This is a genomic window from Flavobacterium pectinovorum (assembly GCF_022802975.1).
Taxonomy (GTDB): domain Bacteria; phylum Bacteroidota; class Bacteroidia; order Flavobacteriales; family Flavobacteriaceae; genus Flavobacterium; species Flavobacterium pectinovorum_B.
Map to the genome: position 1 here is coordinate 101,814 of NZ_JAFEVZ010000006.1, position 16,897 is coordinate 118,710.

Consider the following 16,897-nt stretch of genomic DNA (forward strand, 5'->3'; position numbering starts at 1 on the left):
ATTCGTGGCTATTTTTTATATTTTATCTGGATTATCAGAGATAATTCCGTTTACTTGATAACTTTTTACTTTTTGAATCTCTTCTTCCGAATTTACTGTCCAGGGGAAAACCAGAAATCCCTTTTCCTGAATTTCTCCGGTATTTTCCTTATTCAACAACTGAAAATCAGGATGAATGGCTTTTGCTTTTATCGATTCGGCGAAAGCCAAAGCTGCATCAAGATCCTCCTCTGTTAAAACACCAATCGGGATATTTGGGTTTAGATTATTAACTTCTTTTAAAGCATTCCAGTCAAAACTCGAAATGATAAAGTGGTCATAGTTCCAGTCTTTTTCGGTAATATATTCTTCGATTAAAGAAACGACATTCTTTGACGTATCAGCGTTTTTTAACTCTACGTTTATGAAACATTTTTTATCTACTAAATCAAAAACTTCGTTTAGAGTCGGGATTTGATGTTTACCAGCGATTAAAAAAGACTTTAATTCGGATAAAGTGTAAGTGTTAATATCTCCTTTTCCGTTGGTCATTTTATCGATGGTTTCGTCATGCATTACGATTATATGTCCGTCAGCGCTTAGATGAACGTCGAGTTCTATTCCGTCTGAATTTAAATCTAAAGCTTTTTGGAAAGCCTGAAGTGTATTTTCGGGTTCGTATGCTTTTGCACCTCTGTGAGCTATTTTTAGAATATTCATTTTTATAGGTTCAGAGCTGCAAAGGTACAAAGTTGCAGAGGAAAAATAATAGCCACGAATTCACGAATTTTATTTTCAAAGATTGTCAAAAATAATTCGTGAATTCGTGGCTAAAAAAAATATCTGTAAACTTTGCGGTTAAATGCTACTCCAGTTCTAAAACCAAAGCTGATTTTGGTTCTAAAGTAATTTCAGAAGTTAAATCGAATGTTTTGCCAGTAATAACATCTTTTCCTGATGTATAGTTTTTGATGTTTTCTTTAAAACGATTGGTTTTTATAAGTTGCTCTTTTGCATTATTATTGAAAACCACCATTACCGTTTTGGCATCCGTGTATCTGAAATATACATAGGTGTTGTTTTCCGGAATGTAATGTGTCATTTTACCGAAGTGTACAGCTTCATTCGTTTTTCTCCAATTGAATAATTTGGATGTAAAATCAAAATATTTTGTCTGTTCAGCGGTTCTTCCTTCTGGAGTAAAAGCATTGTTTTTATCTCCGATCCATCCTCCCGGAAAATCCTGACGAATATCAGCATCACCTTTGCTTTTATCGCCGCCCATTCCAATTTCTGAACCATAATATACTTGTGGAATTCCACGAACAGTTGCCATCAAAGTCATAACCAGTTTATATTTTGCAAAATCGTATTTGTAAACATCATTGATTCGATTAGTGTCATGATTTTCAGCAAAAACCAAAAGATTATTAGTATTTGGGTATAAATAATCCATCGCAAAATTGTTGTAAAATTTAATCAGACCACCATCCCAATTAGGTGCGTCTTCATTAAAAACAGAACCAATCTGATCCTGCAAAGTAAAATCCATTACACTTGGTAAATTCGAATTATAATTTTTAATTTCACCTACTTTACTGTCTTTCTGCCAATAGGCTAAACTCGCCTGATTGTGCATCCATATTTCGCCAACAATATTAAAATTTGGATATTCATTCGTAACCGATTTTGCCCAGTTGGCCATAGCATCTGCATCAGAATAATTATAAGTATCTACTCTAAACCCATCAAGATCAGCAAATTCAATCCACCAGATTGCGTTTTGAGTCAGGTATTTTGCTACTAACGAATTTCTTAAATTCAAATCCGGCATCGAAGGTACGAACCAGCCATCAATACAAATTTCCTGATCTATTTTTGAAGCGTGCGTATCCGGAATTACTTCACGTCTGTGGTGAGTTTGTGTAAAACTTTCAAATTGATTAAACCAGGTTTTGGTCGGGATATCTTTCATCATCCAATGGGTAATCCCCCAATGATTGGTAACATAATCCATCACCAGTTTCATATCTTTTTTATGCATTTCTGCAGACAAACGAGCGTAATCATCATTAGTCCCGTAACGAGGATCTATCTTGTAAACGTCAGACTGTGCGTAAGTATGGTATGAATATTCCTTGTCATTATCTTCGCATAAAGGTGTACTCCAAATAGTGGTTGCCCCAAGAGAAGAAATATAATCCAAATTTTTGATGATTCCTTCGATATCTCCACCGTGACGTCCGCCCGGTAAAGCGCGATTTCCTTTTTCAGTTAGAGAAGCATTACTGTCATTTTTTGAATTTCCGTTGGCAAAACGATCTGGCATAATCAAATAAATCAGATCTGACGAGTCATAACTTTTTCGGTCAGCAGAATTGGCTCTTCTTTCTTTAAGTGAATATTTTTGTGTGAAAGCGACTTTATTTTTAGTTTTAAATGAAAACAAAATTTCTGAAGCTTTTAGGTTTTTTGTATCAATTGTTATAAAAAGATAATTCGGATTTTCTGTTTTTTCTACATTTTTAATCGTCACATTATTTGAAACCGAAGTTTCGTATTGAGCAATGTTTTTTCCGTAGAACATAATCTGCAGCTCCGAATTTTTCATTCCGGCGTACCAAAATGGCGGTTCTACTTTTTGAATTTGCGCTTTTGCAGAAACAGAAACCAACAAAATCATTAAAATTAGCTTATAGAACGAAAGGTTTGTTTTGAACATTGTTTTTGAATTGTTCATAGTAAAGTACAATTTAGTCCATATAAAAAATGTAAGAACATTTAAAAAAAAACTTGGGGGGAATTTTAAATTAAATGAACTTACATTTATTATATGGTTAATTAAAATTATTTTGTTTCAATAATACTGATTGCATAGCCTCCACCCGGAGCAGATAACTGTGATAATTTTGATTTATTGGTTACAGCAATTTTTTTGATTGTGTAAGCCTGCGGGTTTGTTTTGTAGTGCGCATCTTTTGCATCAGCATAAATGGTTGCAGTGTATTTTTTACCTTTTTCAAGGAAGCTGAAATCGATGTTTGAAGTACGTGAGGTCTCTCCATTTACGTTTCCAACAAACCAATTGTTTGTCCCTTTTGCTTTACGGGCAACAGTAACAAAATCTCCAGGTTCAGCCTCGATATATCTACTTTCTGACCAATCTACAGCCACATCTTTAATGAACTGGAAAGCATCCGGAAAACGGTTGTAGTTCTCTGGTGTATCAGCCGCCATTTGTAATGGGCTGTACATCGTTACATACAATGCCAATTGATTAGCTAATGTGCTGTTTACATGAGATGTATTACCCGGATTCATTTTACTAATATCCATTTCGAAAATTCCTGGCGTGTAATCCATTGGACCGCCGATTAAACGTGTAAATGGTAAAACAGTAACGTGATTTGGTTTTGAACCTCCAAAAGCCTGATATTCTGTTCCTCTTGCCGCTTCGTTTCCAATTAAGTTAGGATATGTTCTGCAGATTCCTGTTGGACGTATTGCTTCGTGAGCGTTGACCATAATTTTATACTCAGCTGCTTTTTCGACTGCATATTGGTAGTGGTTGACAATCCATTGACTGTAATGATTTTCACCTCGAGGCAAAATATCTCCTACATAACCGCTTTTTACAGCATTGTATCCATTATCATTCATAAATTTATAAGCAGCATCCATGTGACGTTCATAGTTGCGAACAGATCCGGAAGTTTCATGGTGCATAATGATTTTTACCCCTTTAGATTTTGCATATTCGTGTAGTCCCTTTACATCAAAATCTGGATAAGGAGTCAGGAAATCAAAAACATAATCTTTAGAATGTCCAAACCAGTCTTCCCAGCCTTCGTTCCAGCCTTCGACCAAAACAGCATCAAAACCGTGTTGTGCAGCAAAGTCAATGTATTTTTTGACATTAGCATTATTTGCACCGTGTGTTCCGTTTGGTTTTGCTTTTGAAAAATCTGAAACACCTAATTGAACCGTTGGGAAATCATTTGTATAAGACCAAGAACTTTTCCCTGTAATCATTTCCCACCAGACACCAACATATTTTACAGGTTTAATCCATGAGGTATCATCAATTTTTGACGGATCATTTAAATTTAAAGTCATTTTTGAAGCCAGGATTTCCCTCGCATCATCACTTACCATAATTGTTCTCCATGGCGAGTGGCTTGGTGCCTGAATATACCCTTTATCTCCTTTTGCATCCGGTGTTAACCAGGATTCGAAAATCATGTTTTTATCATCTAAATTCAGGTGCATGCACGAATAGTTGATCAAAGCTGCTTCGTGTAGATTGATATAAATTCCGTCGGCAGTTTTTAACATCAAAGAAGTCTGAACTCCTGTTGGAGAAAAGTTTTTCTGCGAAACATTTGCCGTATATGCTTTTTCAGCTAAACCTCTGATTTCTGATAATTTCGATTTGGTGTAATCGTATTCCTGAGTATCATAATCTCCCGGAATCCAAAAAGCAGTATGGTCGCCCGCCATTGCAAATTGAGTTCTCTCCTCTTTAATAACAAAATAAGTAAGGTTCTTTTGAGCAGGAAATTCATATCTAAACCCTAGTCCGTCATTGAACAAACGGAAACGAATTATGATTTGTCTGTCAGTACTTTTTTGATTTAAAGTTACAGCCAATTCGTTATAATGATTTCTGATGTTGTCAACTTCTCCCCAAACCGGTTTCCATGTTTCGTCAAAAGTGCTGGTTTTAACATCAACAACTGTAAAATCATTAAGTAAAGATTTTGTGTCATTTTTAAGTTCAAGACCTAGCTTACTACTTTTTACTACCTCCTTGTTTTTATATTTTAAATTATAAATTGGAGTTCCGTCATTTTGAATCGAAAATTCCATTACGAACTTTCCTTCCGGTGATTTTAATTGCTGTGCATCAGCTATTGAGCTGAATGCAAACAAGATTAAACTTGCGAAAAATAAGTTTTTCATTTTTTTAGTTTTTAAAGTATTGTAATTTAATTAATTTTTGCAAGTTGTTTCTTTGCAATTACGGGTTTTCCATTTACCATAATTGTTAAGTCCTGATCATTGTCTACCATAAAAGCTGTTTCAGTATGGCTTACTGTAACTTTTAAAATTTGATGTCTGAAATTAATTTTAAAAGAATATCCTTTCCATTCTTTTGGAATTTTTGGAGAAAAATGAAGCTGATCGTTTTTAACACGCATTCCGCCAAAACCTTCAACGATACTCATCCATGTTCCCGCCATTGATGTAATATGACAGCCCTCTTCTACTTCTTTGTTATAATCATCCAAATCCAGACGGGAAGTTCTCAGATAAAAAGTATAAGCCATATCCATTTTATCTAAAACAGCAGCCTGAATTGAGTGTACACAAGGCGAAAGTGAACTTTCATGAACGGTAAATGACTCATAAAATTCGAAATTTCGTTTTAATTCTTCTCTTGAAAAATGATCTTCGAAGAAATAGAAACACTGCAAAACGTCAGCTTGTTTGATATAAGGCGAACGGAGCACACGATCCCAGGACCATTTTTGATTGATTGGACGCTGTGAACGATCTAAATCTTTTACCGGAACTAATTCTTTATCTAAGAAACCATCCTGCTGCAAATAAATCCCTAATTCCTCCGATTTCGGGAAATACATATCATCTGCAATTTTTTTCCATTCCTTAATTTCAGCAGCAGAAAGGTTTACTTCTTCTAATATTCTTTTATGATCTTCCGGATATTCTGAAGCTACTTTTTTAATTTGTTCTTCAGTATAATCAATACACCATTTTGCAATATAATTGGTGTAGAAATTATTGTTAATATTGTTTTCGTACTCATTTGGACCTGTAACTCCTAAAATAACGTACTGTTTTTTTTCTTTAGAAAAAGAAGCTCTTTGGTACCAAAAACGTGCAATTCCAATTAAAACTTCCAATCCTTTTTCAGGAATATAAGAGTAATCTCCTGTGTAACGATAGTAATTAAAAATAGCAAAAGCAATTGCTCCGTTTCTATGAATTTCTTCATGTGTGATTTCCCATTCGTTGTGGCATTCTTCCCCATTCATAGTTACCATAGGGTACAAAGCTGCACCGTTTTTGAAACCTAAATTATCTTTTGCATTCTCAATTGCTTTATCCAATTGATTGAAACGATATGTTAATAAATTTCTTGCCACCTGCTGGTCTTTTGTAGCCATGTAAAACGGAATACAATAGGCTTCAGTATCCCAATAAGTTGAACCACCATATTTTTCTCCGGTAAATCCTTTTGGCCCTATATTTAATCGACTGTCTTTTCCTGAATATGTTTGGTTTAACTGGAAAATGTTGAAACGGATTCCCTGTTGTGCTTTTACATCGCCATCAATTGTAATGTCTGACATTTCCCAGATTTTTGCCCAGGCATCGATTTGATTTTGCAGTAAAGTATCATATCCTAGTGAAACGGCAGTTTTGATACATTTTTCGGCTGCAGCCAAAGTATTTTCGTGATTTAAAGAAACCGTATAACCTCCTATTTTCTGAATAGATGAAGTTTGGCCTTTTGCTATAATTGTTCCGTAAGTAAATTTTACTTTATCTATTGTAGAATCAATTGCAGAAGGCGATATATGTACGTTTTCTCCATTCGCCAAAATCGTATTATGCATAAAAGTAGTCACTTTAAAATGCGTTTTATACGTTTTTGCAGTTACAAAAGCCTCGCTGTTTGATTTTTTTACTTCTAATGGTTTCCAGAATTTTTCATCCCAATTGGCATCCTCATTGGTTACACCTGCATCAATATATGGTTTGAATACGATTTTGGCATCTTTATTTAAAGGAGTAATGTCATATTTGATAATTCCCGCTTCATCCAAATCCAAAGAAAGAAAACGACGGACATTAACGGCTATTTCAGTTCCGTTTTTTAAAACCGCTTCAAAAGAACGATTGTACCATCCTTCTTTCATATTTAGTTCCCTGCGAAAATTTCGAACCTCATTGCATGTATTTAAATCAAGATTTTCTTCATTGATTTCTATGTTGATTCCAATCCAGTTAGGCGCATTTAATACTTTGGCAAAATACTTGGGATAACCATTTTTCCACCAGCCTACTTTGGTCTTGTCCGGATAATAAATTCCGGCAATGTAACTTCCCTGAAAAGTCTCGCCGGAGTACGTTTCTTCAAAATTGGCACGCTGTCCCATAGCTCCGTTACCAAGGCTGAAAAGACTTTCGGATGATTTGACACTTTCGGCATCAAATCCTTCTTCTATGATGGACCAATTGTCCGGTTTTATATAATCCTGATTCATTTTTTGTTAATTAGATCATTGGGCAATTAGATAATTAGAAAATGTGCCTATTAAATAATTATTTATTTGGCTATTCTAATTTTGATTCTATCGTTTTATTGCTCGTTTGTACTGTTTTATTTTTTTAATTAGATGATTTATTTAAAATTATGTAACTGGTTTATTATAAGGTGGTAATAAGTCATTTTCTAATTATCAAATTGACAAATTGCCATATTCTGTATTAACCAATTAGTTTATCAATAAACACAGGGTTTATTTCGGTAAAATCCTTAAAAACAAAGTCAGCTTCATATAAAATTGTTCCCTCACCAATTCCTATACTCAGCATTTCTGCTATGTTTGCTGCCTGGATTCCGGCAACAGAATCTTCAAATACTATTGCTTTTTTCGGATCGATATCAAGTAATTGAGCTGCTTTTAAGAAAACTTCGGGATCTGGTTTTGCATTAGTAACATCGTTACCGTCAACAATCGTATCGAAATAAGACAGAATCCCGGTTTTTTCCAGAATCGGTCTTGCATTTTTACTGGCTGAACCCAATGCAATTCCCTGATTTTTTTCTTTTAATAATTGCAGGATTTTAAAAACCCCCGGAAGAATCTCACTTTCATCCATATCAACTAAATAAGATAAATAATCTTCATTTTTCTGAATTAGCATTTTGTCCTTATCGGCCTGTGAAACCTGAACATTTCCTAATTCTAAAATGATCTCTAAAGAACGAACACGGCTTACCCCTTTTAAAAGTTCATTGTGCTCGTGGGTAAAATTTATGTTTAATGCCTGGGCAACTTTTTGCCAGGCTAAAAAGTGATATTTGGCAGTATCGACAATAACCCCGTCAAGGTCGAAAATAAATGCTTTTTTCATGTTATTCTTTTTCTTCGTCTTTTACAAACAGTGTTAATAAACCTGCTAAAATCATAGCACATCCTCCAAGAACAATAGTATTTATGGTGTTTGCATTAAAAAAATGGATCGTAAAATATCCTAAGATTCCTGCAGCCACAATTTGTGGAATTACGATAAAGAAATTAAAAAGTCCCATGTAATATCCCATTTTATTGGCTGGCAATGCATTCGAAAGCATTGCATAAGGCATAGACAAAATACTTGCCCACGCAATTCCAACCATTGCCATAGAGATAATTATAAATATTGGATTAGTAATAAAGTAGATAGATATAAGCCCGATTCCACCTATGATAAGACAAATCATGTGCGTAATTTTCCTGTTCGTTCTATAGGCAATAAGAGGAATGATAAATGCAAAAACTGCTGCCGTACCATTTCTGACAGCTGAACAAACATTCAGCCAGTCTGCTCCGTCATTATATTCTTTTTGAACTCTTTTTAATTCTTTTTTCTCCTCTTTGTTTGTATCGGTATTTAAACCGTCTGAAAAATAATTCGCAATGTTAACCGAAATAACTTTAGGATTTTCAGAAACCCGGAATTGTCTAATTTCTTCAAAATCTTTCACAAGAGATTTTAAGTTTTTTTCTTGTTTGTTTTTTTCGACAATACTTAAATTTTCTGTTGAAAGTTTATCTAACCTGTATTGTGCCGCATTATGCATTTTGGTTACTAAACTACCATCTACTTTCATATTGTATTGGGTTGAAGTAATAGCGTTTGTAGCATAAATCCACATTGAAAACAAAGCAAACCAGGTAAAAAACTGAACAAGGGCCAGCTGCTTCATTGTTTTTGGCATTTTAAAAATCCCGCCAAAAGTTTCAGCCAAAGCATCTTTAAAAGTGGTTTCTCTTTTTTCTTTTTTAAATTGTTCAATATCTTCAGGGGGAAATTCCTTAGTAGTGAAAATAGTATACATCACAGATAAGAAATAAGCGATCCCACCTAAATAGAATGACCATTTAACAGATTCCGGAATTTCTCCTGCTCCTGCTGTATTACTAAAATGAAACCAATTGGTAAAAATCCACGGAAGAATGGCTGCAATAACAGAACCAACTCCTATAAAAAAACTCTGCATGGCAAAACCACTGGTTCTTTGTTTGGGAGGAAGTTTATCTCCTACAAAAGCTCTGAAAGGTTCCATTGAGATATTGATAGATGCATCCAATATCCAAAGCATTCCTCCTGCAATCCATAAGGTTGGGGAATTTGGCATAATGAACAAAGCTATACTCGCCAATAGTGCACCAATAAAAAAGAAAGGTCTTCGTCTGCCCCAATAAGGATGCCACGTGCGGTCGCTTAAATATCCAATTATGGGCTGAACTAATAATCCCGTTAATGGGGCGGCAATCCACAAAATAGGGATTTCGTCTTTATTAGCTCCAAGGGTTTCAAAAATTCTGCTGATATTTGAGTTTTGCAACTCAAAACCAAACTGTATCCCCAGGAATCCGAAACTCATGTTCCAAATTTCCCAGAAACTTAATTTACGCTTTTCCATTATCGCAATTTGTAAAAATGATACGATAAGCGCTTTGCTTATCAAAACTTACTATTTATTTCGAAGTAAAAGTAAAAGCTTTGAACTGGGCTGTAAATATATAAATATATTTCAGTTTTTTACTGGATAATAGCAAATAAGAACAAACATTTTTCACTACAAGGTTGTAGTAATGAATTAAATAAGAAAAAAGTGCCACTAAAAATAAAAAGAAATAAAGTGCAAAAAACAAAGTCTAATTATTATTGAGTTACTGTGTTGTCTGCGGCTGAAGCTGCAGGATTATACTTTTATACAAAAAACGGCTTTATTCTGAAAAACTGTTAGTTTTTTCAGAATAAAGCCGTTGATCTTTGCACTCAACACAAACTCCAGTTAAAACAGAAAGCAATTGAGATACTTTTTTACAAAGACTTTTTATTAATATTATTATAGTTAAAAACAAAATTCAGATTTCAACAGTTGTATGTCTTTTATCTGACACATAAAGGTTAGTCTGTAGATTCTCTTTCTATAAGATGCGTTTCAATTACCTCAGTTGTATAATTTTCATTTTCATCATCTTCCTCTGCTTCCTCATGTTCTGCTTCGAGTCTTTCAATAAGCATTTTAGCTGCTTTATTGCCCATTTTTTTTCCACTTTGACTTACCGTCGTAATACTTGGTGTTGAATATTTGGAGATAATTCCGTCAGTAAAAGCAATTACTGCTAAATCCTGAGGAACTTTAAGCCCCATTTTATGGGCAGTTTTTATGATCGTAACTGCAAAAAGCTCATTTACGGCAAAAACTGCATCAAAAGCCCTATCGTGCAAAAGCTGGCTAATCGTAATTTCGCAGGTATCTACGTCTTCTATTTTTATAATTAAATCTTCATTGAACGGCAGTCCGTTATCTAATAACGCTTTTTCATAGCCATCTGTTCTCAGTTTTCCAACACTTACATAATCAACAGTTGTTACGAGAGCTATTTTTTTTCTTCCATTATCAATCAAACTCTGAACTGCTTCGTATGCCGCAGCTTTATCGTCAATAATTACTTTATCACATAAAATATCATTCGTTACGCGATCAAACATTACGACAGGCATTCCTTGATTGATGACTTCAGTTATATGATGAAAATCACCCTTAAATTGTGTTTCTTTAGAAAGTGACATGATAAAACCGTCAATACTTCCATTTGCTAACATTTCCATGTTTAAAACTTCTTTATCAAAAGAATCATCCGATAAACAGATTACTACACTATACCCATTTTCATTAGCAACCTGTTCTATTCCGTCAATTACGGTAGAGAAAAAATAATGTACAATTTCCGGAATGATAATACCAATACTTTTGGTTTTTCGATTTTTTAAACTAAGGGCTATGTTATTGGGTTTATAGTTGTAAAATTTTGCAAAAGCCTGGACTTTTAATCGCGTTTCTTCACCAATTTCCGAACTGTTTCTTAATGATTTTGAGACAGTTGAAATAGACACGTCTAGTTCTTTTGCAATCTGTTTTAGGGTTACTTTTCGCTTCATGATACTAATTTGAAAAAAATGTTATTGACAATAAAGGTATGCTTAATTTTTATAAATCATAATTTTATTCTTAAAAAAACAGCAGAATATATAAAGTTTTCAACACTACCACGTTTTCGTAAGTCAATAAAAAAGGCCTGATGTTGAGCATGTTAATTAATTCCTAATTTTGAAATTCGAAGTAAAATTAAAAGCTTAACTAACAATCACTAACTCAAACTAATTTAAACAAAAAGTATGAAAACAATTTCTAAAAAGTTGTTATTTTTATTCCTGCTGCTGCCGTTTACGATGCTTGCTCAAAGCACCTTAAAAGGTACAGTTGTCGATAAAACGACAGGGCAGCCAATCCCGGGAGTAAATGTAAATGTACAAGGTGTTCAGGGCGGAACATCGACCGGTTTTGACGGTAATTTTGAATTATCTAATGTAAAAAACGGAAACAAAATTACAGTATCCTTCATTGGATACAAAACAACAACCGTTGATTACAACGGACAAAAAACACTGAATATTTCATTAGAAGAAGACACTAACCAACTTAAAGAAGTAGTAGTGCAAGTAGGTTACGGTACCGTTAAGAAAAAAGACGCAACGGGTTCTGTATCTCAAATCTCTTCAAAAGAATTCAACAAAGGAATTAACGTAACTCCGGAAAGCTTGATTAGTGGTCGTATTTCAGGTGTGAATGTTGTTGGTGGAGGTGCACCGGGAGCAAAAGCAGATATCAGAATTCGTGGAGGATCATCATTAAGTGCTTCTAATGAGCCTTTAATAGTAATAGACGGACTCCCTATGAGTAATGCTGTTCCAAATGGTTCAACAAGTATTCTATCTACAATTGACCCAAATGACATAGAGTCTTTTACTGTTTTAAAAGATGCTTCTGCAGCTGCGATCTATGGATCAAGAGCAGCAAATGGTGTAATTGTTATTACAACCAAAAAAGGAACAAAAGGTGGTGTAAAAGTTAACTTTAGCTCACAGATTGGTATCAATACAGTAGCCAATACAGTAGATGTTTTAAGTGCGGACCAATTTCGTGCCTTAGTAAATGAAAAAGGAACAACTGCTCAAAAAGCTTTGTTGGGGACGGCTAATACAAATTGGCAGGATGAAATTTTTCATACAGCATTAACTACTAATAATAATATATCTGCAAGTGGTGCTTTATTTAATAAATTACCTGTTCGCTTATCTGTTGGAAATGTTGATAATGCGGGAATTTTAAGAAACACTTCTTTTGAGAGAACTACAACATCGATATCATTAAATCCGGTTTTATTTGATAATCATTTAAAAATTGATATTAGTGGTAATATCGCATTTGGTAAAAACCAGTTTCAGGACGAATCTCCATTAATCAGCAGTGCCATTACTTTTGATCCAACACAATCTGTCTATCAGGCTGGTTCTCGTTATGGAGGCTATTTCGAATGGTTAGAACCAACTGGAAACTTACCATTACTACCGGCAAGAAACCCTGTTGCCAGATTAAATCAGGAAGAAAGAAGAGCTACATCTACAAGAAAATGGGGTAATGTAAGATTAGAATATAAATTACATTTCTTTGAAGATTTAAAAATAGTAGCTGAAGCCGGTATTGATAAATTTAACAGTAGTGGTTACAATCAGGCGAGTACAGAAAGTGCCGTAGGGTATCAGCCTAATTTATTTAACAGTGGAAACTGGGTAAATTTAGGGACTTATACACATTACACAGACAGCCGTCAAAATAAAAACTTAAATACTTATTTTAATTATACTAAAGATTTAGGAAAGTTTAAAATTGATGCAACTGCAGGATACAACTATCAAATGTTTCAAAGAGAAGGGTATGATTCTGGTCAGACAACAGAAACAGACCTTAGAGCAGATGTAACTACGGATCCGAATATTAATTTACAATCCTTTTTTGGACGTTTGAATTTAGGATATGACAGTAAGTATTTATTAACTGTAAATTATAGAAGAGATGGTACTTCACGTTTTTCTGAAGCGAACAGATGGGGTAATTTTGCCGGAGGTGCTTTTGCCTGGAATGTGTCCGAAGAAACATTTTTAAAAGATAATGCTACTTTATCTAGTTTAAAATTAAGAGTTGGATACGGAACTACAGGACAGCAGGATATCCCGCCTCAGTATGATTATTTACGAAGAGTAACTTTAGGAACTGCAAACACACAATATATTTTTAACGGAGTAATTTACAGAGCTGCAAAACCGGAAGGATATAATCCGGCCATCAAATGGGAAGATTTGGCTGAGATGAACGTAGGAGTAGATTTTGGATTCCTAAACGACAGAATAACTGGAACAGTTAACTATTTTGACAAAAAATCAAGTGATCTTTTGGCAGAAATTCCGGTTCCTGACGGAGCAAATATTAGAAATCAGGGATACAATAATATTGGTAGTGTAAGAACAAGAGGTATTGAGTTTAATCTTCAATCTGATATTATTAAAAATGACAACTTAAACTGGAATCTTGCCGTGAATGCAACTTATATTGATCAGAAGATCGATGACTTAGGTGTTACTGTTCCGGGATTTCAAGGTTATATCGTTGGTGATGTAATTGCCGGAGGTACAGGGAATCAGGTATTAATAAATTCTGAGGGATTTACCCCAAACTCGTTTTTTGTATTTGAGCAGTTATATGATGCTAATAAAAAACCGATACAAGGTGCTTATGCAGATAGAAATGGAGACGGAGCTATTACAGATGCTGACCGTTATAAATTTCACAAACCTGCTGCAGATTATACATTCGGATTATTTTCTACTTTAAATTACAAAAAGTTTGATTTCACAATGAACTGGAGAGCTAGTTTAGGAAACTACATTTATGATAACGTAAGTTCTGACAAAGGATATGTAGAAGCAGGATTAAGAAGACAATCTGATTTATCTAACATTACTACTGATTACTACAACACAGGATTTACGACGGAAAGTAATTCAAATGGAACACAACGTAACTATTCAAATTATTATGTAAAAGATGCTTCATTCATCAAATTAGACAACATTGTCTTTGGATACACTTTTGATAAAACATTGCTAAAAGCTGCTTCATTAAGATTTACAGCAGGAGTTCAAAATGTTTTTGTTCTTACAAAATACAATGGTTTGGATCCTGAGAAATTCAATGGTATAGACAACAATGTTTATCCAAGAGCCCGAACTTTCTTGTTTGGAGTAAATGCAAATTTCTAATAGTACATTGAAAAACAAAATTTTAAAAACAAATAAAATGAAAATATCATTTAAATATATATCTTATTTTCTCCTATTGATTTTAGGATTAAATATGACACTTACTTCGTGTACCGACGATTTGAATGTGACTCCTACAGATGATGATGAATTCCTTTCTGAAACTTTCTTTAAAGATCCTCAATCATACAAACAGGTATTAGCAAAACTTTATGCGGGTTTGTATGTTGGAGGTAATGATGGAGATGGAGCGCCAGATATTTTTGGTCTTGGCGGTGATTTTAGCAGTTATTTACGATTACTATTTGTAACTCAGGAATTCCCGACTGATGAGGCTATTGTAGCCTGGAATGACGATGGACTGCCTGCTTTAAATGGTCAGACATGGAGCCCTAGTAATCAATTTCTATACGGAATTTTCTCAAGAGCTTTTTATCAGATTAGTGTTTCAAATGAATTCTTAAGACAAACTACAGATGAAAAATTAGCAGAAAGAGGAGTTGACGCAAATTTGAAAGCCGAGATTGCCGCTTTTAAAGCTGAAGCCCGTTTCTTAAGAGCATTTTCATATTATAATTTAATGGATTTATTTGGAAATGTGCCTATTACTACAGAAGCAGATCCTGTAGGTCTATTCTATCCTGTACAAAAATCAAGAGCTGAAGTTTTTGCCTTTATTGAGTCCGAATTGAAAGATATCGACAACACTCTGGTTGCTTCAAAAGCAAATGAATATGGGAGAGTTGATAAAACTGCAGCGAAATTTTTATTGGCACAGATTTATTTAAATTCAAAAGTTTATACAGGAACTGAAAGAAACAATGATGCTGCTACAGTCTGTAACGATATTATAACAGGCTCTGGATATACTTTTGCCGATGTTCCTTATCGCTATTTATTTTCTGCTGATAATGACAGGAATGGCGCTCAAAGCGAAGTTATTTTTCCAATTATTGGAGATGGCGTTGCAATCAGAGCTACTGGTGGTGGTATGAGTTTTATTTTGCATGCTTCTATTGGAGGAAAAATGAATGCCGGCGATCAGGGAATGAACGGAGGCTGGTCAGGTATCAGAACAAGACCAGAGTTTGTTAAATTATTTCCGGATGAAACAGCAACTGCTGATAAAAGAGGAACTTTCTTTACCGACGGGCAAACTTTAGATATTGCTAACTATGGAGTATTTAGTAACGGATATGCTGTTAGAAAATATACAAATGTAAATTCTGATGGTTCTGCCGCACAAAAAACAGATATTCCGGATACCGATTTTCCAATGTTCAGATTATCAGATGTGTATTTAATGTATGCCGAAGCAACTGTAAGAGGAGCAGCTTCAGGAAACTTAGCTACTGCGACTGGCTATATCAATAAAATTAGAACAAGAGCGGGAACAAGCACTATTTCATCTTCAGATCTAACCCTTAATTTTATTTTAGACGAAAGAGGAAGAGAATTATTTTGGGAATGCCACAGAAGAACAGATTTGATTCGTTTTGGCAAATTCACAGGAGGATCTAAAATATGGCAATGGAAAGGCGGCGTTAAAAATGGCAGTGGTACAGACTCATACAGAGATTTAATGCCTATTCCTTCACGAACTATTCAGGCAAACCCTACTTTAAAACAAAATACAGGATACTAACTAACCTTAAAAAAATAATAAAATGAAAAATCTAAATAAAATTTTAATTGCATTTATCAGCATTTTAGCTGTTTCATGTTCAGGCGACGATGTAGAAAGCAGACCAGTAGTCGAATCAGCAACTGCTCCGGTATTACTAAGCCCTAAATCAGATTTTAATATTGTCCTTGAACTGGCTAACGCAGCTGGTCTTGCTACTACCTTTGTCTGGGATGATGCACAATATGAAGGAAGTGCAACTGTTGTTAATTATAATATAGAAATAGCAAAAGCAGGAACTAACTTTGAATCACCAACTGTTGCAAGTACAACTACAGATAAATTTAAAAATTTTACTGTTGGAGAATTAAATGCCGCTGCTTTAAATATTGGTTTGGCACCTTTTGTTGAAGGTCAGATTGATGTTCGCATCAAATCCACTGTTGGAGCTGTTGGATCAATTCCTCAAATATCTAATTCTTATACAATCAAAGTTACTCCTTATCCAGCATGGGACAACTGGGGTATAATTGGTAGTGCAACAGCCGCAACAACAGGTGGTGACGGCTGGGCAACGGATGCGAATTTAGATTATAATACAGCTACTAAAAAATATTCAATCACGATGAACTTAGCTGTTGGTGAAATCAAATTTAGATTAGATGATGGATGGACAACAAATTACGGAGATAATGGAAATGATGGAACTTTAGATGCAGGCGGATCGAATATTCCAATTGCAACAGCAGGAAACTACACTATTGTTGTTGATTTCATTGCAAAAAATTACACCATTACAAAAAATTAGTAATTTTTGATTAA

10 protein-coding genes are annotated in these 16,897 nt (G+C 34.5%); 3 read left to right on the forward strand and 7 right to left on the reverse strand.

The genetic code is table 11. From position 1 onward, the window contains the following. Window positions 1–15 precede the first annotated feature (15 nt). From FLV_RS10510 to FLV_RS10540, 7 genes are all read right to left on the reverse strand, one after another. Window positions 16–699, reverse strand: coding sequence for a glycerophosphodiester phosphodiesterase (locus tag FLV_RS10510; protein ID WP_243233700.1), 684 nt, complete (start codon window positions 697–699; stop codon window positions 16–18). Between the two features lie 145 nt (window positions 700–844). Beyond that, complete coding sequence (locus FLV_RS10515) at window positions 845–2,719, reverse strand: glycoside hydrolase family 13 protein (protein ID WP_243233701.1); 1,875 nt, start codon at window positions 2,717–2,719, stop codon at window positions 845–847. A gap of 107 nt (window positions 2,720–2,826) precedes the next feature. Beyond that, a complete protein-coding gene (locus tag FLV_RS10520) occupies window positions 2,827–4,941 on the reverse strand; it encodes a glycoside hydrolase family 97 protein (protein ID WP_243233702.1) in 2,115 nt (704 codons plus the stop codon). Between the two features lie 26 nt (window positions 4,942–4,967). Continuing rightward, window positions 4,968–7,274, reverse strand: coding sequence for a glycoside hydrolase family 65 protein (locus tag FLV_RS10525; RefSeq protein ID WP_243233703.1), 2,307 nt, complete (start codon window positions 7,272–7,274; stop codon window positions 4,968–4,970). A 223-nt stretch (window positions 7,275–7,497) separates the two neighbouring features. Continuing rightward, a complete protein-coding gene (gene pgmB / locus FLV_RS10530) occupies window positions 7,498–8,148 on the reverse strand; it encodes a beta-phosphoglucomutase (protein WP_243233710.1) in 651 nt (216 codons plus the stop codon). Window position 8,149: 1 nt separating this feature from the next. Next, window positions 8,150–9,703 carry an MFS transporter gene (locus FLV_RS10535; protein WP_243233712.1) on the reverse strand — a complete coding sequence of 518 codons (1,554 nt, stop codon included), beginning with the start codon at window positions 9,701–9,703 and terminating at the stop codon, window positions 8,150–8,152. 491 nt (window positions 9,704–10,194) lie between these two features. Further along, window positions 10,195–11,232, reverse strand: a complete 1,038-nt coding sequence (locus tag FLV_RS10540) for a LacI family DNA-binding transcriptional regulator (protein WP_243233714.1) — start codon at window positions 11,230–11,232, stop codon at window positions 10,195–10,197. A gap of 237 nt (window positions 11,233–11,469) precedes the next feature. Between FLV_RS10540 and FLV_RS10545 the strand changes: the two genes are divergently transcribed. Genes FLV_RS10545 through FLV_RS10555 form a run of 3 tightly spaced genes read left to right on the forward strand, consistent with a single transcriptional unit; the run spans window position 11,470 to window position 16,883 of the window. Continuing rightward, window positions 11,470–14,451: a SusC/RagA family TonB-linked outer membrane protein gene (locus FLV_RS10545; RefSeq protein WP_243233715.1), complete on the forward strand. Its 2,982-nt coding sequence runs from the start codon at window positions 11,470–11,472 to the stop codon at window positions 14,449–14,451. Between the two features lie 37 nt (window positions 14,452–14,488). Beyond that, window positions 14,489–16,096 carry a RagB/SusD family nutrient uptake outer membrane protein gene (locus FLV_RS10550; protein WP_243233717.1) on the forward strand — a complete coding sequence of 536 codons (1,608 nt, stop codon included), beginning with the start codon at window positions 14,489–14,491 and terminating at the stop codon, window positions 16,094–16,096. A 22-nt stretch (window positions 16,097–16,118) separates the two neighbouring features. Next, window positions 16,119–16,883 carry a SusE domain-containing protein gene (locus FLV_RS10555; protein ID WP_243233722.1) on the forward strand — a complete coding sequence of 255 codons (765 nt, stop codon included), beginning with the start codon at window positions 16,119–16,121 and terminating at the stop codon, window positions 16,881–16,883. Window positions 16,884–16,897 lie beyond the last annotated feature (14 nt).